The sequence below is a fragment of the Bacillus sp. EU52 genome (assembly GCF_037964975.1).
Classification (GTDB): Bacteria; Bacillota; Bacilli; order Bacillales; family Bacillaceae; genus Bacillus; species Bacillus subtilis.
Window position 1 is genome coordinate 3967372 of the sequence record NZ_CP150177.1, and the last position, 25382, is coordinate 3992753.

Annotated in this window: 27 protein-coding genes and 1 pseudogene; 10 read left to right on the forward strand and 18 right to left on the reverse strand. The window is 41.3% G+C overall.

From position 1 onward, the window contains the following. The first annotated feature begins 24 nt into the window (after positions 1-24). From gntP to ahpF, 4 genes are all read left to right on the forward strand, one after another. Positions 25-1371: a gluconate permease GntP gene (gene gntP, locus NSU05_RS20360; protein ID WP_003243139.1), complete on the forward strand. Its 1347-nt coding sequence runs from the start codon at positions 25-27 to the stop codon at positions 1369-1371. Between the two features lie 22 nt (positions 1372-1393). Beyond that, positions 1394-2800 (forward strand): decarboxylating NADP(+)-dependent phosphogluconate dehydrogenase, encoded by a 1407-nt coding sequence (gnd, locus tag NSU05_RS20365; protein WP_003243876.1) that lies wholly within the window; start codon positions 1394-1396, stop codon positions 2798-2800. 478 nt (positions 2801-3278) lie between these two features. Beyond that, positions 3279-3842, forward strand: a complete 564-nt coding sequence (gene ahpC, locus NSU05_RS20370; protein WP_003243686.1) for an alkyl hydroperoxide reductase subunit C — start codon at positions 3279-3281, stop codon at positions 3840-3842. Between the two features lie 13 nt (positions 3843-3855). Beyond that, entirely contained in the window at positions 3856-5385 is a 1530-nt protein-coding gene (gene ahpF / locus NSU05_RS20375; RefSeq protein ID WP_003226996.1) for an alkyl hydroperoxide reductase subunit F, read from the forward strand. Between the two features lie 102 nt (positions 5386-5487). On the opposite strand, the gene bglA is transcribed toward ahpF, so the two are convergent. Continuing rightward, positions 5488-6927, reverse strand: a complete 1440-nt coding sequence (bglA, locus tag NSU05_RS20380; protein ID WP_038429930.1) for a 6-phospho-beta-glucosidase BglA — start codon at positions 6925-6927, stop codon at positions 5488-5490. A gap of 13 nt (positions 6928-6940) precedes the next feature. Next, positions 6941-7180, reverse strand: a pseudogene (locus NSU05_RS20385) (PTS glucose transporter subunit IIA); the annotation flags it as partial. Between the two features lie 333 nt (positions 7181-7513). Here NSU05_RS20385 and NSU05_RS20390 point away from each other — a divergent pair. Next, positions 7514-8224 (forward strand): GntR family transcriptional regulator, encoded by a 711-nt coding sequence (locus tag NSU05_RS20390; RefSeq protein ID WP_038429932.1) that lies wholly within the window; start codon positions 7514-7516, stop codon positions 8222-8224. Between the two features lie 28 nt (positions 8225-8252). Continuing rightward, complete coding sequence (locus NSU05_RS20395) at positions 8253-8411, forward strand: hypothetical protein (RefSeq protein ID WP_009968424.1); 159 nt, start codon at positions 8253-8255, stop codon at positions 8409-8411. Positions 8412-8541: 130 nt separating this feature from the next. On the opposite strand, the gene NSU05_RS20400 is transcribed toward NSU05_RS20395, so the two are convergent. The 5 genes from NSU05_RS20400 to NSU05_RS20420 form a co-directional block, all read right to left on the reverse strand. Continuing rightward, entirely contained in the window at positions 8542-9264 is a 723-nt protein-coding gene (locus tag NSU05_RS20400; RefSeq protein WP_003226987.1) for a peptide ABC transporter permease, read from the reverse strand. A 20-nt stretch (positions 9265-9284) separates the two neighbouring features. Then, positions 9285-9914 carry an ATP-binding cassette domain-containing protein gene (locus NSU05_RS20405; RefSeq protein ID WP_038429933.1) on the reverse strand — a complete coding sequence of 210 codons (630 nt, stop codon included), beginning with the start codon at positions 9912-9914 and terminating at the stop codon, positions 9285-9287. Between the two features lie 149 nt (positions 9915-10063). Continuing rightward, a complete protein-coding gene (gene liaK / locus NSU05_RS20410; protein WP_038429934.1) occupies positions 10064-10822 on the reverse strand; it encodes a zinc metalloprotease LiaK in 759 nt (252 codons plus the stop codon). Beyond that, a complete protein-coding gene (locus NSU05_RS20415) occupies positions 10803-11762 on the reverse strand; it encodes a YydG family radical SAM peptide epimerase (protein WP_003242609.1) in 960 nt (319 codons plus the stop codon). Before NSU05_RS20415 ends, liaK begins: the two co-directional genes overlap by 20 nt. A gap of 57 nt (positions 11763-11819) precedes the next feature. Then, on the reverse strand, positions 11820-11969 hold the full coding sequence (locus NSU05_RS20420) for an epipeptide YydF family RiPP (RefSeq protein ID WP_014478520.1): 150 nt from the start codon (positions 11967-11969) through the stop codon (positions 11820-11822). A 471-nt stretch (positions 11970-12440) separates the two neighbouring features. On the opposite strand from NSU05_RS20420, the gene fbp reads away from it, so the two are divergent. After that, positions 12441-14366 carry a fructose-1,6-bisphosphatase gene (fbp, locus tag NSU05_RS20425; protein ID WP_014478521.1) on the forward strand — a complete coding sequence of 642 codons (1926 nt, stop codon included), beginning with the start codon at positions 12441-12443 and terminating at the stop codon, positions 14364-14366. 745 nt (positions 14367-15111) lie between these two features. Here fbp and NSU05_RS20430 read toward each other — a convergent pair. The 4 genes from NSU05_RS20430 to NSU05_RS20445 all read right to left on the reverse strand — a co-directional run bounded on the left by NSU05_RS20430 (position 15112) and on the right by NSU05_RS20445 (position 17935). After that, positions 15112-16305: a DUF262 domain-containing protein gene (locus tag NSU05_RS20430; protein WP_038429936.1), complete on the reverse strand. Its 1194-nt coding sequence runs from the start codon at positions 16303-16305 to the stop codon at positions 15112-15114. Beyond that, positions 16302-17138: an FRG domain-containing protein gene (locus NSU05_RS20435; RefSeq protein WP_038429937.1), complete on the reverse strand. Its 837-nt coding sequence runs from the start codon at positions 17136-17138 to the stop codon at positions 16302-16304. The genes NSU05_RS20430 and NSU05_RS20435 overlap by 4 nt, the downstream gene beginning before the upstream one ends. 66 nt (positions 17139-17204) lie before the next feature. After that, positions 17205-17684: a 23S rRNA (pseudouridine(1915)-N(3))-methyltransferase RlmH gene (gene rlmH / locus NSU05_RS20440; protein ID WP_038429938.1), complete on the reverse strand. Its 480-nt coding sequence runs from the start codon at positions 17682-17684 to the stop codon at positions 17205-17207. Between the two features lie 80 nt (positions 17685-17764). Next, a complete protein-coding gene (locus NSU05_RS20445; RefSeq protein WP_003219122.1) occupies positions 17765-17935 on the reverse strand; it encodes a CxxH/CxxC protein in 171 nt (56 codons plus the stop codon). A gap of 184 nt (positions 17936-18119) precedes the next feature. Between NSU05_RS20445 and NSU05_RS20450 the strand changes: the two genes are divergently transcribed. After that, entirely contained in the window at positions 18120-18533 is a 414-nt protein-coding gene (locus NSU05_RS20450; protein WP_038429939.1) for a hypothetical protein, read from the forward strand. Positions 18534-18566: 33 nt separating this feature from the next. Here the strand turns inward: NSU05_RS20450 and fdhA are convergent, their stop codons facing one another. The 6 genes from fdhA to NSU05_RS20480 all read right to left on the reverse strand — a co-directional run bounded on the left by fdhA (position 18567) and on the right by NSU05_RS20480 (position 22917). After that, positions 18567-19793, reverse strand: a complete 1227-nt coding sequence (gene fdhA / locus NSU05_RS20455) for a formaldehyde dehydrogenase, glutathione-independent (RefSeq protein ID WP_080121227.1) — start codon at positions 19791-19793, stop codon at positions 18567-18569. A 62-nt stretch (positions 19794-19855) separates the two neighbouring features. Further along, positions 19856-20026 carry a hypothetical protein gene (locus NSU05_RS20460; RefSeq protein WP_014481459.1) on the reverse strand — a complete coding sequence of 57 codons (171 nt, stop codon included), beginning with the start codon at positions 20024-20026 and terminating at the stop codon, positions 19856-19858. A gap of 103 nt (positions 20027-20129) precedes the next feature. Further along, the gene (locus NSU05_RS20465; RefSeq protein WP_014481460.1) at positions 20130-20378 is read right to left on the reverse strand and encodes a DUF2651 family protein; all 249 of its coding nucleotides are present in this window, start codon (positions 20376-20378) and stop codon (positions 20130-20132) included. A 15-nt stretch (positions 20379-20393) separates the two neighbouring features. Beyond that, entirely contained in the window at positions 20394-21557 is a 1164-nt protein-coding gene (locus tag NSU05_RS20470; protein WP_038429940.1) for a hypothetical protein, read from the reverse strand. Positions 21558-21567: 10 nt separating this feature from the next. After that, positions 21568-22305, reverse strand: coding sequence for a YiiX/YebB-like N1pC/P60 family cysteine hydrolase (locus NSU05_RS20475; protein ID WP_038429941.1), 738 nt, complete (start codon positions 22303-22305; stop codon positions 21568-21570). Between the two features lie 141 nt (positions 22306-22446). Continuing rightward, positions 22447-22917 carry a GNAT family N-acetyltransferase gene (locus NSU05_RS20480; protein ID WP_038429942.1) on the reverse strand — a complete coding sequence of 157 codons (471 nt, stop codon included), beginning with the start codon at positions 22915-22917 and terminating at the stop codon, positions 22447-22449. Positions 22918-23027: 110 nt separating this feature from the next. Here NSU05_RS20480 and rapG point away from each other — a divergent pair, with 110 nt between their 5' ends. Further along, positions 23028-24125: a response regulator aspartate phosphatase RapG gene (gene rapG, locus NSU05_RS20485; protein ID WP_017695778.1), complete on the forward strand. Its 1098-nt coding sequence runs from the start codon at positions 23028-23030 to the stop codon at positions 24123-24125. Continuing rightward, on the forward strand, positions 24125-24241 hold the full coding sequence (locus NSU05_RS20490) for a Phr family secreted Rap phosphatase inhibitor (protein WP_003226961.1): 117 nt from the start codon (positions 24125-24127) through the stop codon (positions 24239-24241). The genes rapG and NSU05_RS20490 overlap by 1 nt, the downstream gene beginning before the upstream one ends. A gap of 235 nt (positions 24242-24476) precedes the next feature. Here NSU05_RS20490 and rocF read toward each other — a convergent pair whose 3' ends face one another. Next, positions 24477-25367, reverse strand: a complete 891-nt coding sequence (rocF, locus tag NSU05_RS20495) for an arginase (protein WP_003226959.1) — start codon at positions 25365-25367, stop codon at positions 24477-24479. Between the last annotated feature and the right edge of the window lie 15 nt (positions 25368-25382).

Genomic DNA, 25382 nt, shown 5'->3' on the forward strand with positions numbered 1-25382 from the left:
TGACATGAAGGGGAGGGCATTACCATGCCGTTAATCATCGTTGCACTTGGGATCTTAGCATTACTATTTCTGATTATGGGCTTAAAATTAAACACATTTATTTCCCTGCTGGTCGTATCGTTCGGCGTGGCACTGGCACTCGGGATGCCGTTCGATAAGGTTGTCAGCTCCATCGAAGCAGGGATAGGGGGGACTCTTGGCCACATCGCGCTCATCTTCGGACTCGGTGCGATGCTGGGCAAGCTGATCGCGGATTCAGGAGGCGCACAGCGCATTGCGATGACGCTCGTCAACAAATTCGGCGAGAAAAATATTCAATGGGCCGTTGTCATTGCCTCATTCATTATTGGGATTGCGTTATTTTTTGAAGTAGGACTGGTTCTATTAATTCCGATTGTCTTTGCGATTTCAAGAGAATTGAAGATTTCTATTTTATTTCTCGGAATCCCGATGGTCGCGGCACTATCCGTCACACACGGTTTCCTGCCGCCGCACCCGGGACCTACGGCGATCGCCGGTGAGTATGGCGCAAACATTGGAGAAGTGCTGCTGTACGGCTTTATTGTTGCTGTTCCGACAGTGCTCATCGCAGGGCCGTTATTTACAAAGTTCGCGAAAAAAATCGTTCCTGCATCATTTGCGAAAAACGGCAATATTGCATCACTCGGCACGCAAAAAACGTTTAACCTTGAAGAAACACCCGGCTTTGGAATCAGTGTCTTTACCGCAATGCTCCCGATTATTATCATGTCGGTCGCGACCATTATCGACCTGCTTCAAGAAACAATCGGGTTTGCAGATAACGGAGTTTTGGCTTTTATCAGATTGATTGGAAACGCATCGACTGCTATGATTATTTCGTTATTGGTCGCAGTCTATACAATGGGCATCAAGCGCAACATTCCAGTCAAAACCGTGATGGATTCTTGTTCAACTGCCATTTCACAAATCGGCATGATGCTTTTGATCATCGGAGGAGGCGGCGCCTTCAAACAAGTGCTGATCAACGGCGGTGTCGGCGATTACGTAGCAGACTTATTCAAAGGAACGGCATTATCGCCAATCATTCTGGCATGGCTCATCGCGGCGATCCTGCGCATTTCTCTAGGCTCAGCGACTGTTGCCGCACTAAGCACAACAGGTCTGGTCATTCCGTTATTGGGCCATTCTGATGTTAACCTGGCGTTAGTCGTACTCGCAACAGGCGCCGGAAGTGTCATCGCTTCACACGTCAATGACGCCGGCTTCTGGATGTTCAAGGAATACTTCGGATTAAGCATGAAAGAAACATTCGCCACATGGACATTGCTGGAAACCATTATTTCCGTTGCTGGACTGGGATTCATTTTATTGTTAAGTTTAGTTGTATGAAATTAAGAAGGAGCTGTAACACATGTTCAATTCGATTGGTGTCATAGGCTTAGGCGTAATGGGAAGCAACATCGCCTTAAACATGGCAAATAAAGGTGAAAACGTCGCTGTCTATAATTACACCAGAGATTTAACGGACCAGCTTATCCAAAAGCTGGATGGACAATCTCTCAGCCCGTATTACGAGCTTGAGGACTTTGTTCAATCGTTAGAAAAACCAAGAAAAATCTTTTTGATGGTCACAGCGGGAAAACCCGTAGATTCCGTCATCCAATCATTAAAGCCTTTGCTTGAAGAAGGCGACGTCATCATGGACGGAGGAAACTCCCACTATGAAGACACAGAAAGAAGATATGACGAGCTGAAGGAAAAAGGGATCGGCTACCTGGGAGTCGGCATTTCCGGCGGTGAAGTCGGTGCATTAACAGGGCCTTCCATCATGCCGGGCGGAGATCGCGACGTCTATGAGAAAGCCGCTCCTATCCTGACGAAAATCGCAGCTCAAGTCGGAGATGACCCTTGTTGTGTCTATATCGGACCAAAAGGGGCAGGGCACTTTACAAAGATGGTGCACAACGGCATTGAATATGCAGACATGCAGCTGATTGCAGAAGCGTATACGTTTCTAAGAGAAACGCTTCGTCTGCCGCTCGATGAAATTGCATCTATTTTTGAAACATGGAATCAAGGTGAGCTGAAAAGCTATTTAATAGAGATTACAGCTGAGATTTTACGCAAAAAAGACGAAAAAACAGGGCAGCCTCTGATCGATGTCATCCTTGATAAAACCGGACAAAAAGGCACTGGAAAATGGACGAGCATGCAGGCGATTGATAACGGCATCCCGTCCACGATCATCACAGAGTCCTTGTTCGCCCGCTACTTGTCATCCTTAAAAGAAGAACGGATGGCAGCTCAAGACGTATTAGCAGGCCCGGAAGCCGAAGAAAAACACTTGGATAAAGACACCTGGATTGAATACGTCAGACAGGCTCTTTACATGGGGAAAGTATGCGCCTATGCACAAGGCTTTGCCCAATATAAGATGTCATCTGAGCTTTACGGCTGGAATCTGCCGCTCAAAGACATCGCCTTGATTTTCCGAGGCGGCTGCATCATCCGCGCTGATTTCCTAAACGTGATCAGCGAAGCATTCAGTGAGCAGCCAAATCTGGCTAACCTGCTGATCGCGCCTTATTTCACAGATAAGCTCCATGCCTATCAAACAGGCCTGCGAAAAGTCGTTTGCGAGGGTATCAGCACCGGAATCTCTTTCCCATGCTTAACTACCGCGCTCTCTTATTACGACGGCTACCGCACAGGGCGTTCCAATGCGAACCTCTTGCAGGCGCAGCGCGATTACTTTGGCGCTCACACGTACGAACGGACTGATATGGACGGCGTTTTCCATACGAATTGGTCTGAATAACCTGTCATCAAAAACACGGTCAGTTTTCAACTGAACCGTGTTTTTTTCTTCTATGATTTCTTCTATCTCAAACAACAGAAGACATAAGTTATGTTTTAAATATCATAAACAGTGATACAATAATAGCTAGAAACAATCCCCAAGATCATCATGTGACAGCAGCTTGCTGTTCCGTTCTATTCTGCTTTTTGTCATTGTCCTTTGCCCCTTGCCCATGGTGTCATAAAATGTTCAAATGCCAAAACGGCCTGTCATTCTGATTTACAAAAGTTCCTGAAAACCTTGTCTAATTGAGAATCAGCCTCTCATTTGTTATAAAAGAAATGCATAAATCCTACCTGTCACACCTTTAGTAAGATGAAAAAAAGTAGGTTATGGCTTGACAAAAAATATATATTAATTAATAATTCATATATAATTAGAATTATTATTGAAAGCGAATATGCTTTCTAATACATTTTTAGGAGGAATATACATTATGTCTTTAATCGGTAAAGAAGTACTTCCATTCGAAGCAAAAGCATTCAAAAACGGTGAATTCATCGATGTAACAAACGAAGATTTGAAAGGCCAATGGAGCGTATTCTGCTTCTACCCAGCAGATTTCTCTTTCGTATGCCCAACTGAGCTTGAAGATCTTCAAGAACAATATGCTGCTCTTAAAGAATTAGGTGTTGAAGTCTACTCTGTTTCTACAGATACTCACTTCGTACACAAAGGCTGGCATGACAGCTCTGAAAAAATCAGCAAAATCACTTACGCAATGATCGGTGACCCATCTCAAACAATTTCTCGCAACTTCGATGTTCTTGACGAAGAAACTGGCCTTGCTGACCGCGGAACATTCATCATCGATCCAGACGGCGTTATCCAAACTGTTGAAATCAATGCAGGCGGTATCGGTCGTGACGCAAGCAACCTTGTAAACAAAGTAAAAGCAGCTCAATACGTTCGTCAAAACCCAGGTGAAGTTTGCCCGGCTAAATGGGAAGAAGGCGGCGAAACTCTTACACCTAGCCTTGATCTAGTAGGTAAAATCTAAGGAGTGCATTCAATTGGTACTTGATGCAAACATCAAAGCACAATTAAATCAATATATGCAGCTAATTGAGAATGATATTGTTCTCAAAGTTAGCGCAGGCGAAGATGACACTTCTAAGGACATGCTGGCTCTCGTTGATGAGCTGGCTTCCATGTCATCGAAAATTTCAGTTGAAAAAGCTGAATTAAACAGAACGCCAAGCTTCAGTGTCAATCGCGTCGGAGAAGACACTGGCGTGACTTTCGCCGGTATCCCTCTGGGCCACGAATTTACATCATTAGTGTTGGCGTTGCTCCAAGTGAGCGGCAGACCGCCTAAGGTGGACCAAAAAGTCATTGATCAGGTGAAGAAGATCAGCGGTGAATACCACTTCGAATCTTATATCAGCCTGACATGCCACAACTGTCCTGATGTTGTACAAGCTTTAAACATGATGAGCGTGCTGAACCCGAACATTACGCACACAATGATTGACGGCGCAGCATACAAAGCAGAAGTTGAGAGCAAAAACATCATGGCAGTGCCGACCGTTTACCTGAATGGCGAATCCTTCGGAAGCGGCCGTATGACGCTTGAAGAAATCCTTGCGAAAATGGGCAGCGGCGCAGATGCATCTGAGTTTGCTGACAAAGAGCCGTTTGACGTTCTTGTGGTCGGAGGCGGACCTGCTGGTGCAAGTGCAGCGATCTACACTGCACGTAAAGGCATCCGCACTGGGGTTGTCGCTGAACGCTTCGGCGGACAGGTTCTCGACACCATGAGCATCGAAAACTTCATCAGCGTCAAAGCGACGGAAGGACCGAAGCTTGCGGCAAGTCTTGAAGAGCATGTGAAGGAATATGATATTGATGTTATGAACCTTCAGCGTGCGAAACGCCTTGAGAAGAAAGATCTGTTCGAACTTGAACTCGAAAACGGCGCTGTTCTGAAAAGTAAAACAGTGATCCTTTCAACAGGTGCACGCTGGCGCAATGTCAACGTACCCGGTGAACAAGAGTTCAAAAACAAAGGTGTCGCATACTGCCCGCACTGTGATGGGCCATTGTTTGAAGGCAAAGACGTTGCGGTAATCGGCGGCGGAAACTCTGGTATCGAAGCAGCGATTGATCTAGCAGGTATTGTGAATCATGTTACTGTGCTAGAGTTCGCGCCGGAACTGAAAGCAGACGAAGTCCTGCAAAAACGTCTCTACAGCCTGCCTAACGTTACTGTCGTGAAAAACGCACAAACAAAAGAAATCACAGGTGATCAGAGCGTTAACGGCATCACATATGTAGACCGCGAAACAGGCGAAGAAAAACACGTTGAACTTCAAGGTGTATTCGTCCAAATCGGTCTCGTGCCAAACACAGAATGGTTAGAAGGAACGGTTGAACGCAACCGCATGGGCGAAATCATTGTCGACAAACACGGCGCAACAAGCGTACCAGGCTTATTTGCTGCCGGCGACTGCACAGACAGTGCGTACAACCAAATTATTATTTCTATGGGATCAGGTGCAACTGCCGCCCTCGGCGCGTTTGATTACCTAATCCGTAACTAATATAAGAAATCCGCTATATTGCCAGATTGGCAGGATAGCGGATTTTTCTTTTTCTACAGAAAAAACCCGAACCAGGCACTACGGTAAATTCGGGCCAGCTTCTTATAGTTCCTCGCCGTTCGTTTGAATGACATTTTTGTACCACTCAAAGGAATCTTTCTTATACCGCTTCATGGATCCGTTTCCTTCATTGTCACGATCAACATAGATCATGCCGTAGCGTTTTTTCATTTCGCCAGTTGTGAAGGAGACAATATCAATAATGCCCCACGGCGTGTAGCCAATTAAATCAACACCATCGTACGTGACCGCTTTTTTCAATGCTTCAATATGCGATTTTAAATATTGAATGCGTTCCGGATCATGAACCTTGCCGTCCTCCTCCAGCGTATCCACTGCGCCAAAGCCATTTTCAACGATGAATAACGGGATTTGGTATCGGTCATAAAAACGATTTAACGTATATCTCAGCCCGGTTGGATCAATCGCCCATCCCCAGTCACTCGAAGTGATGTACGGATTTTCGACACCATTCGGCAAGCCGCCATTGACAATATCGCCAGTGTTATCATTTTTCACATCGCTTTTCACAGTTGTTGACATGTAATAGCTGAAGCCTAAGTAATCGACGGTTCCGTTTCTTAAAATCTCATCATCGCCGTCTTCGAATGTGATGTTGTAGCCTTCGCGTTCAAATTCCTTCAACGCGTAGCTTGGATAATAACCGCGCACCTGCACATCAGGGAAGAAATAGCGCTGCCTCATTTCTTCTTCAGCCAGCATCACATCTTCAGGATTGGAGGAGAAAGGATAAATCGGCACGTGTGATACCATGGCCCCGATCTGGAACTCTGGATTGATGTCTTTTCCTTTTGCCACTGCTAATGCGCTCGCCACTAATTCGTGGTGCGCCGTTTGATACATGACTTCCTTGGCGTTTTCGTTTTCGCCAACCACAACACCTGAATTCGTCCATAGGAACAACGGATTGTTCACATCCATTTGGTTGTTGATCTCGTTAAATGTCATCCAGTACTTCACTTTCTCTTTGTAACGGGTAAAGCAAGCATCTGCAAAGTTGACGAAGAAGTCCACGACTTTCCGGTTTCTGAAGCCGCCATATTCTCTTGCCAGGTGCAGCGGCATTTCAAAGTGAGACAGGGTAATGACTGGCTCGATCCCATGCTTCAGCAATTCATCAAACACATCATCATAAAACTGCAAACCCGCTTCGTTCGGTTCAGTCTCATCGCCTTTCGGAAAAATCCGGCTCCAGCCGATGGACGTCCGCAGACATTTTAATCCCATTTCCGCAAACAAAGCGATATCTTCCTTGTATCTGTGATAGAAATCAATGGCTTCATGGTTTGGATAAAATTCGTTTTCTTCAATCGTGTCCGTGATTTTTCTCGGCACGCCGTGCGCACCCGCTGTCATCACATCGACGACACTCGGCCCTTTACCGCCTTGATTCCATCCGCCTTCAAATTGGTGGGCAGCTAAAGCACCGCCCCATAAAAAATCCTTTGGCATGTTTCCCATGTTTAATTCCTCCTCAGCTTACGACTGTAAATATTTTTTGATGTAATGCACTTTCCTCAATCTCTTCAATGAAAGCTTTATCAAACTCAACAAGCACTTCGCCTTTTTTGACGGTATCGCCTTCTTTTACCTTCAAGGAAAAAGGAGTGCCGCCTAATGTCACCGTATCCAGCCCGATGTGCGCAAGCAATTCGACGCCGGACGCTGAACGCAGGCCAATCGCATGCTTTGTAGGCGCAACCATGACAACCGTAATGACGCCGGGATGGTAGCATCGATTTCACGATATCCTTCGCTTTAGGGGTAGACCGCATCAGCACCAATCGAAGTCTGGTAGCGCAGCGAGAAGCCCCAATCACATTCTCTTCCCCGCCTACGGCCTCCAAAATGTCTTTTGCTAGTCTCGTATAATCTCGCACTTTCCCCGACATTTTCACCCATCCCTTTATTTTGGTTGCGCTTTCATTATAATTGTACCGGTATAACTTATCAATACCGAAACAAATATTTACGCACTAACTATCATTGTAAGCGGTTTATGCTATAATTTTGGCAGTGAAACTAAACGAATAAATGAGGAATGAGTATGTTAAAATACCAGCAAATCGCAGCGGAAATTGAAACATATATAGAAGAACACCAGCTTCAGCAGGGAGACAAACTGCCAGTCCTAGAAACCCTCATGGCCCAGTTTGAAGTCAGCAAAAGCACCATCACAAAGTCCCTGGAGCTATTAGAGCAAAAAGGCGCGATCTTTCAGGTCAGAGGAAGCGGCATTTTCGTCAGAAAACATAAACGAAAAGGCTATATCAGCCTTCTGTCGAATCAGGGATTTAAAAAAGACCTCGAGGATTTCAACGTCACCTCAAAAGTCATCGAACTGGACGTGAGAAAGCCAACACCGGAAGCGGCGGAAAATCTGAACATCGAAATAAACGAAGACATCTACTATGTCAAAAGGGTCCGCTACATCAACGGCCAGACCCTTTGCTACGAAGAGTCTTACTACAACAAATCGATCGTGACGTATTTAAACAACGAAATCGTCTCCCACTCCATCTTCCATTACATCCGGGAAGGACTGGGGTTGAAGATTGGTTTTTCTGATTTGTTTCTGCACGTGGGCCAGCTTAATGAGAAAGAAGCGGAATATTTGGGATTAGAGGCTGGACTGCCGAAGCTGTATATAGAAAGTATTTTTCACCTGACAAATGGGCAGCCGTTTGATTACTCGAAGATTTCGTATAATTATAAGCAGTCGCAGTTTGTGGTGCAGGCTAATAGTTTTTTATTATAGGGCTGCTTCACTATGGAAGGTGATCGACATGTACAAAATTATCATTCCTGCCATACTAGCCATCTTTGCGCTCTGGATACTCTTACAAATTTCACTAGAGATGAGTATCGTTAAGAATCCGATGAACTACTTTATCGTATTCATTATCTTTTTCCTCTTTGTAAAGATGGTGAAAGAAAAACAATAATAGTTTGGGCGATGCAAACAGAAAAACATCCTTCCCTTAACAAACTCAGCCAGTCACATGCATTAATCTTGATGTTAATGATATATAGGTGCACATAAAAAGCTACTTCATTGTGAAGTAGCTTCCTTTATTAAATGCCCATTTTGATCCATCTAGTTTTAGAAAAGCGAAGGATAATCGCATTTATGATAATAATTGAAACTAAATACAAAATAATAAATAAAACATCATTACTCCCAAGTGTCATGTTATCAGATTGCAGCACTCTTTCTATTCGGGGATACATAGTGTTACCTGCCTCAAAAGGAGCAATGAAACCAAACGTTTTATTGCTTATAGCTACTAAGATAACAGAAGTCATCCAATAAACGATACTGACACCTATACTAATTAATATATTAGGACATAACATGCTTATAGTTCCGATAATTAGAATATACTGCAGTATAACTGCAGAAAATAAAAAAAGTAATAATGCAAAATGCGAAAAATCATGGTACATCAACGATATGATTAGCAGGCCTAGCGCTATAAATGCAAAACATTCTAAAAATAAAACAGCTATCTTTTTATAAAAGAAAGTATAGATGTTCTCTCCAATTAACTTGTAAAAGAGAATATTTTTGTTTGAATACTCTCTATTAATAAAGAAAGCTATAACAAATGAAAATAACATCAAACCAAACTGGGTCGCAACAGTATAGGAGCTAAAGAAAAACATTTCAGGTGTAACATTACTGACTTTATCGATTCCAACAAGTAAAAAATAACCCAGCAAAAATAAAAATACAAACATTGCTCCTAAAATAATGATAACTTTGTTGCTAATACTCTTTTTAAACTCTAATTTCATCTCAAGCCCCCACTGTTTTATTACTCATTTATATACACTTCAATTAATTTATCCACTGAATGATATTGTTGAATTTCTTGGTGATTAAATATATAATAATCCCCTTCTATCGCCTTTAAATCAGACAAATCATGTGTAATGTTGATGATAATCTTCTCGGGGTTCTCCTGAATATACTTGTTTAAGAAGCCATGAATCTCTATAACCGTTTTTTTGTCTAATGAATTCGTTATTTCATCTAAAACAATAATATTTTTATCCTCTAATAAGAAACTGAGCAATTTTAATTTTTGCTTTTGTCCATCACTCAAATTTTTGATCAGAACTTTTCCATCAATATTATCCAGATTAAGTAAATGTGCGATTTTATCTATCATTTTTGCATCAAATTTTTTACTCAAAAAGTGTAATAAAAAGTCCTTAGAAACATCATTAGGTATATTCGACGAGCTGGATATTAAAGAAACATTTTGACGAATATCTCTGCCGATTCTTTTGCTATTATTCAACAAAAAGTCTTTAGCAAGCTGTGATTTACCGACTCCATTTTTTCCGACAACGTGATTAATTTTCCCGCTCGAAAAATGCAAGTCGGTGTCCTGAAGTAACGTTTTGCCTTTCACTTTTAAAGTGTAATTTGCTATATTCATATACATACTCCTAGGAAATATTTGCATAATAATAAAATGTTCTGCCTTGTGATTTGTTACTAATGTCTAAGCTTTTGAGGTACCTCTTTCGTTTCCGATCCGGAAGCGAAAGAAATGTTTTTAGATGGCTAATTTGGAGATCTTTTACTCTAGTTTACAATATATAATATCCAATGTACAACTGAATTCACTGCAAGGCCAATCCCTATAATTTGAATCGTAAGAACTAACCAATGATTTGTCTTAAAACGGCTATATTCATCTAAGCTCAGAAAAGCTAAAAGAATTTTGTAACCATCAGAATTCAGTATTGGAATTAAGTTCCACAATAAAGTAGACGAGAAAAGCATAAATGCCATAGTTAATGCTTCACTAGAAAATGTAAATTGATTTATTAATTCTAATGTGTTTATTAAAAAATAATTGATAAACAAGCCAAATAAATGAACGATTATCTTTTCATTTCTTGATAGCATGTAGGTTTCATTCAATTGGACATAAAAAGCAGGAAATACATAAAAATTCAGTTTGAATCCCACTTTATCAAAGTTTTTCCCGAAAAATTTTAAGGAATAAATATGTCCCAGTTCATGAAGCACTATATTCATTATAAAGTAAATAACTATAATTATCCACATTTTCCAGCCGTAAAATACTGAGGACAATCCATTTTGCAATTTTATTAAATGAATATAATTTAATATGAACATGAGAGCCGTAAAGGATAAGAACAGATAAAAAAACTTTGGTGATACTTTCTCTTTATACATTTTAAAACGTAATAATTGTTCATCTGACAGAGAACTTAAACTATTTTTATAGTATTCTCCGCTTTTTTTGTCTTTTATAAATACGTTGTTTTGCACAAGCACTTCATATTTTTCATCTTCATACTTTAAAATTTTCATTATAGTATTTTTCCATATAAGGATAGAAGTAGTTTATTTTTTCTGCAGAGTTGAATAAGGAACCACAAACTCCACAAATAGAGGAAAATTCATAAGGAATGTCAAATTCCTCTATCTTGTTATTCTCTTTTAAAATATTCAAAAACCATTTGAATCCTTCTTTTCTAAGAATAAATAATAGCAAATTGGAATTTAACTTTTCCACGGTTCTTTCGAAACTTTGGTTATATTCTTCCCTTAGGGTTATTTTCGTTTCAAAAATAGCAGGGGAACAACATGGATAAATTTCTCCATCATGATGATATACAATGTCATATCCGGGACAATGTAAGGAATCTTCATCTTCAAGACTGTAAAATTTATGTATGTTTTCTTGCTTAATTCTAGTTTTAGCAGCGCCAACTGATATCATTGGAAATTTTGTTATCTTTACACCTAAGATTGAATCCCCCAATTCCTCTAAAATATGGTTGGACATTTTGTCTTTGGTAACTGCCATATTAAGAGAAATATCGATATCAGGGTATTTCCTGCTATGTTCTAATATGTTTTTAATACTGGAAGACTTGACAAATGGAGCATGGTACTCATCATAACTTATAGTCAGTGCTATCACATTTAAAGAATTCATATCATGAAAGTACTCCTGGACCTTTTTCTTGCTCAAACCCCAAAATCCATTAGAGATCAACGTTATTTGTTTTTCATATGGTTTAATGATTTCCATTAGTTCTTTTAAAAATTTATAATCTAAAAAAACTTCCCCACCTGTAAAAGAAATCACTTGAATGGTTTTGTTTTTTGCAAATTCAGTTACTAACTCTCTTATGTATTCTTTTTCCATCCTGGTTGTTGAAGTTGGTGAACTAGAAAAACAACAATGGTCACAGGATGCATTACACCTTGAATCTAAATTGATTGATACTGTTTTATTATACATGAAATATCCCCCAACAAATGGTAAAGGAGAGTTAGACTCTCCTTTGTACCCCTCTAATTAATGACCACTTCCAAGAATCCAGCGATTTTCTTTTGATTTTACAAAATACCAAAGATCATTCACTTTTGCTAGCTTTTGTGATTCATCTAATAGACCCTTAAATTCTAAGTTTTTCACAGTCTCATTGTTAGTGTTTTCCTTTTTCATATTATCCCTCCTTCTTTTCTAATATAAACCAATTATTCTATATGATTCAATACATGTCAATATATTGTACCTAAAAAATCTGAAAAATGTCACTATTCTTGGTATATAAAGCCTATAGTCCTCTAGCCCCTCTAAGCTATACCGAATGAAAGGCCATAGTTTGATTTAAAGCTTCGTAATGAAAAGTAAAACATCAATATTGACTACACTAGTTAAGGGATATAAAGATTTTAAGTGGAAGAAATGAGGCAAACAATCTTACCCTAAACCAACCTGTACTGAAAAGCTGTTTTAAGCTCTTGCTTCCCCCATTTGGCACCTCTTTCTCTCGTTTTAATTGTCTCTAAAAGCAGTTATGCGGTACTATCATATAAAGGTCCAATGATGAAAAACAATGTCATACTTTTAAATTCACCTTATCATGCACATGCTCATAAATAGGGGTTTATTCTAAAAAGGGGATGGACGGTTTTGGAAAGCAAGTACCTAGATCTACTCGCACAAAAATACGATTGTGAAGAAAAAGTGGTAACAGAAATCATCAATTTGAAAGCGATATTGAACCTGCCAAAGGGCACCGAGCATTTTGTCAGTGATCTGCACGGAGAGTATCAGGCATTCCAGCACGTGCTGCGCAATGGTTCAGGACGAGTCAAAGAGAAGATACGCGACATTTTCAGCGGTGTCATTTACGATAGAGAAATCGATGAATTAGCAGCATTGGTCTACTATCCGGAAGACAAACTGAAGTTAATCAAACATGACTTTGATGCGAAAGAAGCGTTAAACGAGTGGTATAAAGAAACGATTCATCGAATGATTAAGCTCGTTTCATATTGCTCCTCCAAGTATACCCGCTCCAAATTGCGCAAAGCACTGCCTGCCCAATTTGCTTATATTACGGAGGAGCTGTTATACAAAACAGAACAAGCTGGCAACAAGGAGCAATATTACTCCGAAATCATTGATCAGATCATTGAGCTTGGCCAAGCCGATAAGCTGATCACCGGCCTTGCTTACAGCGTTCAGCGATTGGTGGTCGACCATCTGCATGTGGTCGGCGATATTTATGACCGCGGCCCGCAGCCGGATAGGATTATGGAAGAACTGATCAACTATCATTCTGTCGATATTCAGTGGGGAAATCACGATGTCCTTTGGATCGGCGCCTATGCCGGTTCCAAAGTGTGCCTGGCCAATATTATCCGCATCTGTGCCCGCTACGACAACCTGGATATTATTGAAGACGTGTACGGCATCAACCTGAGACCGCTGCTGAACCTGGCCGAAAAATATTACGATGATAATCCAGCGTTCCGTCCAAAAGCAGACGACAACAGGCCAGAGGATGAGATTAAACAAATCACAAAAATCCATCAAGCCATTGCGATGATTCAATTCAAGCTTGAGAGCCCGATTATCAAGAGACGGCCGAACTTTAATATGGAAGAGCGGCTGTTATTAGAGAAAATAGATTACGACAAAAACGAAATCACGCTAAACGGAAAAACATATCAACTGGAAAACACCTGCTTTGCGACGATAAATCCGGAGCAGCCAGACCAGCTATTAGAAGAAGAAGCAGAGGTCATAGACAAGCTGCTATTCTCTGTCCAGCATTCCGAAAAGCTGGGCCGCCATATGAATTTCATGATGAAAAAAGGCAGCCTTTATTTAAAATATAACGGCAACCTGTTAATTCATGGCTGTATTCCTGTCGATGAAAACGGCAATATGGAAACGATGATGATTGAGGATAAACCGTATGCGGGCCGTGAGCTGCTCGATGTATTTGAACGATTCTTACGGGAAGCCTTTGCCCACCCGGAAGAAACCGATGACCTGGCGACAGATATGGCCTGGTATTTATGGACAGGCGAATATTCCTCTCTCTTCGGAAAACGCGCCATGACAACATTTGAGCGCTATTTCATTAAAGAGAAGGAAACGCATAAAGAAAAGAAAAACCCGTATTATTATTTACGCGAAGACGAGGCAACCTGCCGAAACATCCTGGCAGAATTCGGCCTCAATCCAGATCATGGCCATATCATTAACGGCCATACACCTGTAAAAGAAATCGAAGGAGAAGACCCAATCAAAGCAAACGGAAAAATGATCGTCATCGACGGCGGCTTCTCCAAGGCTTACCAATCCACAACAGGCATCGCCGGCTACACGCTGCTATACAACTCCTACGGCATGCAGCTAGTCGCCCATAAACACTTCAACTCCAAGGCAGAAGTCCTAAGCACCGGAACCGACGTCTTAACGGTCAAACGATTAGTGGACAAAGAGCTCGAGCGGAAGAAAGTGAAGGAAACGAATGTGGGTGAGGAACTGTTGCAGGAAGTTGCGATTTTGGAGAGTTTGCGGGAGTATCGGTATATGAAGTGAGGGATGTGGGGTTCAGGGATATGATATGCTCTCCTTAAAGGTAAACAGATGGAATAAAAATCTGTTTGCCTTAGGGGAGTTCTTTTCATAACTGGAAAATTAGAGACTTCGCTAGAGAATTGTATCTATAAGAATCAATAAATTAATTTATCGTATTCATTATCTTCTTTCTCTTTATGAAGATGGCGAAAGAAAAAAACAATAGTTTACTTACAAGTAGAATTGTTTTTTTAGATTTGTTTCTTTAGGTAAGGCAGACTTAATTAGGAAGAAGCGGAATAATTGAAGCTGCAGGCTGGATTACCAGAACTTTAAACGAGAGTATTTCCAACCAAATAACGGGTTGCTATTTGATTACTCGGGATTTCTTTTCTTATAGGGAATCACAATTTATTATGACGGCTAATAAAACATCTTATAAACAACCTATATTTTGACTTATAAATTTATTACATTGATGAAATTGACTTAAAAAAAGTAGTTCTGTATTTTTATTTCCTTCTCCATACATTCTGTCAGCTTTCAAATTGAAATCATTGGGATGATGCTTAGAGTATTGTCCTTTTCACGCGATAAAACATCCCCTTCAAAGTATAGTGTAAAAGCCACTTGTGAAAAGTGGGCTTTTTACACAACTACTAAGAGAGAATAATATCAATAATAATTCCTTGATCTTTCATTTAAACAATTTATAAATTCGTTATATTATTCTAAAAATAATGAAACTTTTAAGAGGTTTTCATAATTAACGAGTATAAATTTTCAACTGGTTTACAATATCGCTATTTATCTTTTCAACTAACTTATATATTTCTTTTGAGTTAGTTGAAGATGCATTATAATTTGGATCTTCTAAAAACGAATCAGTAAGATTATTCTTTAAAATGTTTAAAAACGTATCCCCTTTTTCTTTTTCTAGAGACATTTTCTTATAAATCTCTTCATTCTGGATTAATTTATTAAATACTCCTGCCAATATCATAGCTATTGATATTTGAAACTTATAGTTTCTACTTGAGATACCATATATCTCTTTAGAAAATGGATATTCACATTTGTTTTGTATATCTAGGATAAAATTATTAAAATTCATAAAGATCTGTTTAACACTATTAAAATTATTTAATAATTCATGATTATTATTTACTTCAAGCTCAGCCTTTTCCTTCATGTAATTCTCTGCATACACAAAAGATTTTTGATAATTGGTGTTAATTCCTCTTTCTAGAATACTAAAAATAACAAATAGTCCTTCTTGAACTTTCTTTTTCTGAATACGATCCTTACTAACATTATATGCAATTTTTAATTTTTCCTTTTGTGGATCTTTCTCCCTGTTCTTATATATATCAACTGTGAATGAATTGATGAATCTATTGAATTCAGAATTATAAACCGCATGCCTAATTTCTTGAGGAGAAAGAGGCTTGGTTCCTTTATTATATCTATTGAAAATCTCTAACTCGAATTCTTTTCCTGGGAAGTCTTTGAATATAGTTATTAATAATGTTTGCTCAATAAACTCTGATTTTATATCAATATCTAATTCTTTAAATGTTCTTCCGTCAAAGCCATCTAAAAGAGTTAATTTATTCAATGAAAATTGATTATTGTAAAACCTATGTAACGCTCTTAATCTATGTTGTCCATCGACAACATTTGTTACCCGTGCTTCATTAAATTTATCGGTTGCTAAAAATATTGGAGGAACTGGTATACCAATTAATACTGATTCAATTAGTTTTACTTCATCATCTAAAGTAAATCTATATTCTCGTTGATAATCTGGTGTTAGAATAATCGCACCATTATATTTTAACATTTCATCTTCAGTTAGCTCTCTATTTATATCTTGAAGTTCATAGCCTCTATCAATTCTTTCAAGAATAACTTTAATTGACAAATTTTCGTTTTCAGGATTTATTTTGTAATAATTCATTCTTCATCCTCCATTCCAGCCTGGTATCTTTTATACTCATTTATTTTTTCTAGTAATAATATATCCTTACTAACTGATGATAGTTCTGGGTATATCTGAGCGAAACCAAAGCCCATGGAGAATAGAGCTACTAAAATATCTTTTTTTGATTTACCATCAATTACGATCTTCTTCATAATATTTTCAAAAGAATTAGTACCTAACACATTTTTATTTATTATTTCAACTAAATCTCTATCAGAATCTTGAAAATATAAAAACACACCATTTTGAGCATTTACTCTAGTATTAGATTTTCTCCCCTGTACTACAACAGGTCCGTTACAATCATCTAACTTAGAATGCAGTTCAGATAATACAAAAATATCTGTTCTTGTACTATGTAAACTATTAAGTGCCGTTGGGTTTAAAAACCAAACTACACCATCCTTCGGGTTTTTAGGATCTTCTTCAAATGCTCTTTCCACAGCAAACATTAAAGCTACAATATGTGATCTAGAAAAGTCTAATAGTCTAGTTGGGATACCATAATGCTGAGCATGAATCATCCATTCATAATCATTCTTTATATCCCAGGGAGTGTCCATATAAAAATGGCTATTTAACTTAAACTGATTTATAAAATGTGATACTGACTGACGTGAGTATTTTCTATTTCCCTTCTCATCTTTCCTTAAAGCCCCTGGTAATAATAAAAAATCCTCTGTTTGCCCCCTCGATAAGTTAAATGTATCAGGTAATCTTTCAACGTACGACATATATTCACTCAATTTCTTTATTACAGGGAAAGTACTTTGTTCCGCAGCCTCTAATAATTCCATTGTATCTTCCATAAAAATCTCCTAATCAGTTTTTGAATTATCATACCATTTTTTAACTAAATTACAAAATGAATGGTCTCACTTATGATAAGGCTCCCCACGATTAATCCGAAAAGCCCGATAAATCTGCTCCACCAAAATCAACCGCATTAACTGATGAGGAAACGTCATTTTCGAGAACGACAGCTTGTCATCCGCTCGCTTCATCACTGCGTCGCTCAATCCGAGTGATCCGCCGATGACGAAGGTGACTTTGCTTTTTCCATATGTAGCCAGATTATCTATTGTATCGGCTAGTTCTTCGGATGTTTTCATTTTTCCTTCGATGGCGAGGGCGATGACGTGGGCGTCGGGGCTGATTTTTGATAGGATGCGGTCGCCTTCTTTGTCTTTTATGATTTTCATGTCCTGGTCGCTTAGGTTTTCCGGTGCTTTTTCGTCCGGGAGTTCGATGATGTCGATTTTTGCGTAGGCCGAAAGTCGTTTCGTGTATTCTTCAATGCCTTGCTTGAGGTATTTTTCTTTTAGTTTTCCGATTGTCACAATATTGATATTCACAGGTCATCCCCACTTTAAAAACAAGTTATTCATATATGTTGTCCACAATTGTGGATATCTTTTCTGTATTTTGTGTAAGATCATTCGTTCCCCACTATATATACTGCGGGGTCTCCACATAATTCACAGGCTGTGGATAAACTGTTAGTATGTTCGATTTTTCTGATTTCGGGCGGCAGCTCGTGGTCGTCTATGTACATATCCAGCACCGTTTCGATGTGTTCTTCACAGGAATAATACGCTTGTTTCATGTTCAAATCCTCCGATGTTTTCTTCCATTTTTACAAATGTTCTCTTCTCAATATAACCTATTTATTCACATGTTAGTAGTGCTTCGGGCTGAGTTTTATCCACAATTCGACAAACAAGCTGTTGATGACTCTATTTCGCTCGTGTGTTAGTTTGGATGTAACCGATGTGTGGGGAGGTTTGCATTTGCGCTTTAGATGGGTTTGGCTTTTTGTGATCATGTTGCTGCTTGCTGGGTGTCGGCCGTCTTATTGGGTGTTGGAGAAGGATCGAATCGGTGAAGGCAGTCCAGACTTAGAAATATACGCTAATTACCTTCAAATGCATGATGATGTAAAAGGATATCAAGTCTTCACCATTTTAGAAGGGAGAAAGATGGTTATTGTGTCTCTCGGAAGCAGCGAGAAAGATAAGAAGCTTGAAGTGTCAGACGTCAAATTCTCGCCTAAAGAAACGATTGTAACTGTGAAACGAAAACCTGCTCCTACGGCAAATGAAAAAAACCCTTATATTTTGATTGGACTGGACAAAATCGAAGGGGAATTCATTGTACAGGATGAAAAGGGAAACCGCTTTGAAGAAACGGATTACCAGCAATAAAGCCGGCGTTCTGAGAACGTCCGGCTTTTTCTTTTACTTCAGTGTTCCATGCGGGTCGATGACGAATTTTTTGGCTGCGCCTTTGTCGAAGTCGCTGTAGCCTTTTGGCGCGTCGTCCAGAGAAATGACAGTGGCGTTGACGGCTTTTGCGATCTGCGCTCTGCCGCTCAGGATCGCTTTCATCAAATTGCGGTTGTATGTCATGGCGGGTGTTTGTCCGGTGACGAAGGTGTGGGCTTTAGCCCAGCCGAGTCCGAAGCGGATTTTTAGTGAGCCTGTTTTGGCGTCCGCATCCTTTGCACCGGGATCTTCGGTCACGTATAAGCCTGGAATGCCAAGGCTGCCTCCGACCTGGGTGACGTCCATGATTGAGTTCAGCACGGCGGCAGGCGCTTCTCCTTGATTGCCGTGTCCGGATGCTTCAAAGCCGACACAGTCCACTGCGGCATCAACGGTTGGTTCACCTAGTATTTGTTCAATTTGCTCGCCGAGGCGGTCGTGTTTTTGTACGTTGACCGTTTCACAGCCGAAGCTTCTCGCCTGTGCCAGTCTGTCTTCGTTCAGATCGCCGACAATCACGGTGGAGGCGCCTAGGAGCTGAGCGGAGTGTGCAGCTGCCAAGCCAACAGGCCCCGCTCCCGCGATATAAACGGTTGAACCTGTTTGCACGCCCGCTGTGTAAGCTCCGTGGAAGCCGGTCGGGAAAATGTCGGACAGCATGGTCAAATCGAGAATCTTTTCTAACGCCTGTTCTTTATCAGGGAATACCAAAAGCTGAAAATCAGCGTATGGCACCATGACATATTCAGACTGGCCGCCGACCCAGCCGCCCATATCGACGTAGCCGTAAGCCGATCCCGGACGGTCCGGATTGACATTCAGGCACACATGCGTTTTCTGCGTTTTGCACATCACACAGCGTCCGCAGGCAATATTGAAAGGAACGGATACGATATCTCCTTTTTTGATAAATTCGACATCACGCCCCGTTTCAATGACTTCTCCGGTGATTTCATGTCCGAGCACCAAGCCTTCAGGCGCCGTTGTGCGGCCTCTGACCATATGCTGGTCGCTTCCGCAAATGTTGGTTGTAATGACTTTGAGAATAACCCCATGCTCACATTTTCGATTCACATTCGCCTTCGGAACGCCGGGCCCGTCCCTTAAGATTAACTCCGGATAACCGATATCCTCCACCGCCACGTTTCCTTTGCCTTTGTACACAACCGCTTTGTTTCCTGTCAACGCCATTCCTCCCATTCATGTTTTTGGACTCTTGGTCCTTGAACATGACTTCGGTTCGGCATGACTCTTTCCCTTTTTCACGACTGTTTTTTCTGTATTCTTATAACAACAAATATGCCAAGAAAGCAGCCAATAATGGTTCCGCCGATGTCTAAGAAGTCGACTTTACATCCATTTAACAGGAACACAGTAATGGCCGAAACCAGGCTGATCATTACTGCCAGAAGAATAACCCGTTTGGTGCGCATGTAATCCCTCCTTTAGATTCGTTTCTAAAACATACCCAAAATCTCTGCAAACTTCGGTTCAACAAAAAAAGAGACTTCACACCAGTCTCTTTATAATTAGAGATCAATTAAAAAATTTCCTGAGAAATAATGTGACAATACTGGTTACTAACGCAATCGCCGTATATATAACAACCCAAAACATGAATGAGCTATTGCCCGAAGCTAACGTAACTAACAATATCAAGCTCGCGATAAGGACGATGAGCGGTGCCACCCAAAATCTCTTAAATAAAAAATGACCCGCTATACCAAATACACCTGCGATGATCGGAAAACCAAAAACGATAAATAAAACGGCGATGGCTCCCATACTACCCTCCTTGCCTTAAAACCTCTTCATTACCTCAACATCATACAGCTTCAAATGACTCTTCGGCGTCACGACATCCTTTACCTTCCTAATCTCTTTTTCTTTCATTTTCTTTCCGGTTTTCAAACTGTACTGTTCAATGTAGGCAGGCTTGTTATACGTGTATGTGAAGAAATAGAGGCTGCTGCCTTTTTGGGTGATTTCTTTGAAATCGGCTTTCATTTTGTCCTGGGAAAGGGTGAAGGCGATGTTTGTTTTTCCTGTCTTGGCATCGATTTTGTGTACCTTTCCGAAGCCGTCAATGAAATACAGGTTCCCGTCATAAGGGAAAAAGCTGTTTTTAAAGCTGAAGGGCATGGAGCTGTATATTGTTTGTTCGTCGTTTTTGTATTCGGCGATGTCATGCAGCTCTACTTTGCCGCTTTTTTTGTTGATCTTGACCATTTGATAGAGATTGCGGGCTTTTTGGCCGCGAACCATAACATAAACAGCTTGGTCGTCCACTGCAAGCTGGGATTCGACTGAGGCTCCTTCCCGGTACTGCCATTCCGTTATCTTGTGATAAGTGAGCTTCCTTTGATCTGCTTGAATCTGAAGGAGCTGATAGCCTTTTTCGTCAGCTGTCGGGACAAGTGCGTAAATGGCGCCGTCATGGAAACCGGAGGCTCGGATGTAGTAGGGGATGACGTCTTTTTTCCACTCACCGTCCATCTGCCGGTACAGCTCTGAGCGGTATCCGTCTTTCTTTTTGTCGTAGCCGGAGTTGTATAAGGTGTAAAAGCCGTCCGTGTTTTGCAGAAAGCCTGCGCTGTCGCCTGTGTGCTGATAGGCTCTTTTATGGGAGCGCAGGCCGTTTTTGATCGTATAAATCGTGTTTTTGTCCTCCAGCATCACACTGTCGCCGTGAACCTTGGCTGAGCCCAGCTCAAGGCCCTTCATCTTAAAGGAAGACAGCGTACCGTCCTGGCTGATAAACAGAGCGTAGCTTTTCCCGCCGCCAAATGCATCTTGATCTGCAGAGGATGAGAAATACAGCATGACTTCTTTGTCATCTAGGAAATCGGGGTTTCTGAGATCCTGCTGACTCACGGTTTTATGGTTTTTGAGAGGAGAAATGAAGACAAATAGTGCGATTCCTGCGAGAATCAGCATGGCGATGGTAATCATCCACTTTTTCATATCCTTCTCCTTAGTAAATGGTCATGATGGTTGTCGTATACGAAGAACTTGTGATGTCGCGCGGATACACGCCTAAGCCTCCGTTGCTGTCTATATCAATCCCTGCTTTCAGCAAAAAGGCAGACCATAGGAGCTTTGAACAGTTTTTGGCGCCGTCATGGCCGGTATTTCTGTTATTGACGAAGTTAAATGAGTATGGGTCGCCTACTTTTGATACCGCCCAGTCGGCAGCAGCTGTTTTTTGAGATGAGGATACGCTGACGGTTTGCACAATGGAGTTGTCTTCCACGTCTCTGGCATTATAAGCAATCTGCCTGACGCCGTCGCTCGGGACAGATTCAACAATTTTGTCAGCGGCGGAGTACATGCCGACGTGGCCATGATTGTAGTAGGCTGTGTAGGAGTTCGTGTAATAGATATTGCCTTTCGCGCTTGTCGGGAGTTTTTTCGTGCCGGACGAGCCGCCCATGATAGACATGCCGTTTTCCTTGGCGAGTATGTCTCCCTCTGCTTTATCAGCCGTGATTTCCTTATAGAACTGTTTTAGGATAACGTCCTGCTTTACGTGCTGCTGTTTGGCAATCTGGCTGGCAGATTTCATGATTTCTTCCGGTGTCGTGCCTGGCTGCAGTGCGGCGATTTCTTCAGCATAATTTGTGGTCTTTACGGCTTTGGCGGGAGAAACAAACAGGCCGCCACACATTGTAAGCGCTACCAAAAACATCGACACTCGTTTCTTCAACTTCATTACATCTCCTCTTTTCTTGTGAGTGTAGGAAAGGTAATTTCCTCACCCACATTATATTAGGAAAATAAGGAAAGTAACTAGGTTATTTACAGAATTTTTAGAAATCGTTTGCAGAAAAAGGCCTTTATCAGGCCCTTTTCGTTAAATCTTCTTGCTCATCACTACGTCTGTTTCTTGAAATCCGGTTTGCTCATATAGCTTTCGCGCCGTCTGATTATGGGCAAAGACATGAAGGGACAGCTTGCGGATTCCCATGCTGCGTGCCGTTTGATCTAATGCCGCCAATGCTTGCTTTGCGTAGCCCTTTCCCCGATACGGTTCATATAACCCGAAATCATAAATAAACGCTTCCTGCTGCGGATGCTCCGGTTCAGCATGTATCCAGAGCCAGCCAACGATATCCTTTTCATTCAGCTTGAGGCTCCACAAATGGTGATGGGGTGTTTCCAGCCCTCTCGGAAGCAGATCAGTAAACGCCTGCTTAGACAAAAGCTGTGCATCTTCAGGCAGCCATGTTCCCGCTTTTACCTTTTCTTTCGCGTAATGCTTTGTTGTGTATGTGAAATAAGACCGAAATTCTTCTGTCTGCATAGGGGTCAGCATGATTGTCATATCATCTCTCCTTCATATATTGACTAGAGGATTTTACATAAAATAGAAAGAGGTGTTACTATCAGAATAAGCAACTGAGATTGATAAGTCACTAGAGAAAGGAGTTTCACATGAATAAGATCGCACCCGCAGAAATCGCTAGCATGCTCAACGATTGGTACCTTGCCATCAAGAAACATGAAGTTGAAGAATCCTCCCGTTTATTTGAAGAAGTGAAGCCTTTATTGGATGACATGGAAGAGGATCAGGAGGTGCTTGCCTACTTCTCCTTATTGGAACTGCGCCACAAGGTTTTGCTTCACGAGGCGAGAGGACAGGGCTTTCAGCATGAGGAGCCTTCTCATATGAATGCTACGTCTGACATGCTGAAATATTACTTTTTTCTGTTTGAAGGCATGTATGAGGCCTATAAAAATAATTATGACATTGCCATTGGGCTGTATAAAGATGCAGAGCAATATCTCGACAACATTCCCGATCCGATTGAAAAAGCCGAATTTCACCTGAAGGTCGGAAAGCTCTATTATAAGCTGGGACAAAATATTGTATCCCTCAATCATACACGGCAAGCAGTCAAAACATTCAGAGAAGAGACAGATTATAAAAAGAAGCTGGCTTCAGCCCTGATTACCATGTCAGGCAATTTTACAGAGATGAGCCAGTTTGAAGAAGCTGAGGCTTATTTGGACGAAGCAATTCGGATCACGAGTGAATTAGAGGATCATTTTTTTGAAGCCCAGCTTTTGCATAACTTCGGCCTTCTTCATGCGCAAAGCGGCAAATCAGAAGAAGCGGTTTCGAAATTAGAGGAGGCTCTACGGAACGATGAGTATGCCCGCTCCGCCTATTATTATCATTCTGCCTACTTGCTGATACGAGAGCTGTTTAAGATCAAAAAGAAAGAACAGGCCTTATCTTATTACCAAGACGTGAAGGAAAAATTGACTGCTGAGCCGAATAGAATATGTGAGGCAAAAATAGACATTTTATATGCCATTTATGCAGAAGGGGGTCATGCGGAAACGTTTCACTTATGCAAACAACATATGGATGATTTGTTGTCCGAGAAAGAGTATGACAGTGTAAGAGAACTTTCCATTTTGGCTGGCGAACGGTATAGGGAACTTGAGCTTTACAAAGAAGCTGCCCACTTTTTTTATGAAGCATTACAAATTGAAGAACTGATTAAACGGACGGAGGTTATATAATGAAAAGATTTCTGATTGGCGCAGGCGTCGCAGCGGTGATTTTATCAGGTTGGTTTATTGCGGACCATCAAACCCATTCGCAGGAGATGAAAGTCGCTGAGAAAATGATTGGATAAATGAAAAACCCCCGCGGTGCGGGGGTTCAATTTAACGAAAGAATCCTAAAACGGTTTGTAGTTTTAGGATTCTTTCATCTTTTCAGCGTGATTGAAAACCCTTGAAGTCTAGGAAGAACGAGCATTGGAGCGCAGCGAATGTTTGGAATTCGTGAGCACCGAAGCGCAGGCCTGACAACGAATGCGAGGGTTTGTCGACACGCTGAAACCCCCGCGGGATGCGGGGGTTTTCTTATTACAGCAGCTTCTTCCCTAACAGGGATTCTACGAGCTCTACTGCTGTTTTGCCCGTTTTGTTTTTGTGATCAAGGATCGGGTTAACCTCAACGAATTCGGCTGAGGTAATGATGCCTGCGTCATACAGCATTTCCATAGCCAAATGGCTCTCCCGGTAGCTGATGCCGCCGACGACAGGGGTTCCGACACCCGGTGCGTCGTTCGGATCAAGTCCGTCCAGATCAAGGCTCAGATGGACGCCATCACATGCTGATAAATAATCAAGGGTTTCTTCAATGACCTTTGTCATGCCAAGACGGTCGATTTCGTGCATTGTGTACACCTTCATGCCGCTTTCCTTAATGTACTTGCGCTCCCCTTCATCAAGTGACCGGGCGCCAATGATGACGACGTTTTCCGGTTTGATTTTAGGCGCGTAGCCTTCAAGGTTAACCAGTGACTCGTGACCAATGCCGAGGCTGACCGCGAGCGGCATGCCGTGAATATTGCCCGATGGTGAAGTTTCAAGTGTATTCAAATCGCCGTGCGCGTCATACCAGATGACGCCGAGATTATCGTAATGCTTCGCTGTGCCTGCAAGCGTGCCGATCGCAATACTGTGGTCACCGCCCAGGACAAGCGGGAATTTTTTCTCTTCAATGACTTTGTTGACCTTTTGCGCGAGTTTTTCATTTCCCGCCAAAACGGAATTCAGGTTTTTCAGTTCCTCGTCATTTTTGATTTTTTCGCGATTGATCGGAATGTCACCGAGATCTTCAACCGTATACCCCATGTCTGACAGCCTCTCGATCAGATGAGCGTACCGGATGGCACTCGGGCCCATATCCACTCCGCGTCGTGCTTGTCCTAAATCCATTGGCATTCCAATAACCGAAATCGTTTTATCCATCTGTGATTCCACCTC

Coding starts and splice junctions, on each gene's coding strand:
- gntP (WP_003243139.1), top strand. CDS start 25: ATGCCGTTAATCATCGTTGCACTTGGGATCTTAGCATTACTATTTCTG.
- gnd (WP_003243876.1), top strand. CDS start 1,394: ATGTTCAATTCGATTGGTGTCATAGGCTTAGGCGTAATGGGAAGCAAC.
- ahpC (WP_003243686.1), top strand. CDS start 3,279: ATGTCTTTAATCGGTAAAGAAGTACTTCCATTCGAAGCAAAAGCATTC.
- bglA (WP_038429930.1), bottom strand. CDS start 6,927: ATGGGAAACATGCCAAAGGATTTTTTATGGGGCGGTGCTTTAGCTGCC.
- NSU05_RS20390 (WP_038429932.1), top strand. CDS start 7,514: ATGTTAAAATACCAGCAAATCGCAGCGGAAATTGAAACATATATAGAA.
- NSU05_RS20395 (WP_009968424.1), top strand. CDS start 8,253: ATGTACAAAATTATCATTCCTGCCATACTAGCCATCTTTGCGCTCTGG.
- NSU05_RS20400 (WP_003226987.1), bottom strand. CDS start 9,264: ATGAAATTAGAGTTTAAAAAGAGTATTAGCAACAAAGTTATCATTATT.
- NSU05_RS20405 (WP_038429933.1), bottom strand. CDS start 9,914: ATGAATATAGCAAATTACACTTTAAAAGTGAAAGGCAAAACGTTACTT.
- liaK (WP_038429934.1), bottom strand. CDS start 10,822: ATGAAAATTTTAAAGTATGAAGATGAAAAATATGAAGTGCTTGTGCAA.
- NSU05_RS20415 (WP_003242609.1), bottom strand. CDS start 11,762: ATGTATAATAAAACAGTATCAATCAATTTAGATTCAAGGTGTAATGCA.
- NSU05_RS20420 (WP_014478520.1), bottom strand. CDS start 11,969: ATGAAAAAGGAAAACACTAACAATGAGACTGTGAAAAACTTAGAATTT.
- NSU05_RS20430 (WP_038429936.1), bottom strand. CDS start 16,305: ATGAATTATTACAAAATAAATCCTGAAAACGAAAATTTGTCAATTAAA.
- NSU05_RS20435 (WP_038429937.1), bottom strand. CDS start 17,138: ATGGAAGATACAATGGAATTATTAGAGGCTGCGGAACAAAGTACTTTC.
- NSU05_RS20445 (WP_003219122.1), bottom strand. CDS start 17,935: ATGAAACAAGCGTATTATTCCTGTGAAGAACACATCGAAACGGTGCTG.
- fdhA (WP_080121227.1), bottom strand. CDS start 19,793: ATGGGAGGAATGGCGTTGACAGGAAACAAAGCGGTTGTGTACAAAGGC.
- NSU05_RS20460 (WP_014481459.1), bottom strand. CDS start 20,026: ATGCGCACCAAACGGGTTATTCTTCTGGCAGTAATGATCAGCCTGGTT.
- NSU05_RS20465 (WP_014481460.1), bottom strand. CDS start 20,378: ATGGGAGCCATCGCCGTTTTATTTATCGTTTTTGGTTTTCCGATCATC.
- NSU05_RS20470 (WP_038429940.1), bottom strand. CDS start 21,557: ATGAAAAAGTGGATGATTACCATCGCCATGCTGATTCTCGCAGGAATC.
- NSU05_RS20475 (WP_038429941.1), bottom strand. CDS start 22,305: ATGAAGTTGAAGAAACGAGTGTCGATGTTTTTGGTAGCGCTTACAATG.
- NSU05_RS20480 (WP_038429942.1), bottom strand. CDS start 22,917: ATGACAATCATGCTGACCCCTATGCAGACAGAAGAATTTCGGTCTTAT.
- rapG (WP_017695778.1), top strand. CDS start 23,028: ATGAATAAGATCGCACCCGCAGAAATCGCTAGCATGCTCAACGATTGG.
- NSU05_RS20490 (WP_003226961.1), top strand. CDS start 24,125: ATGAAAAGATTTCTGATTGGCGCAGGCGTCGCAGCGGTGATTTTATCA.
- rocF (WP_003226959.1), bottom strand. CDS start 25,367: ATGGATAAAACGATTTCGGTTATTGGAATGCCAATGGATTTAGGACAA.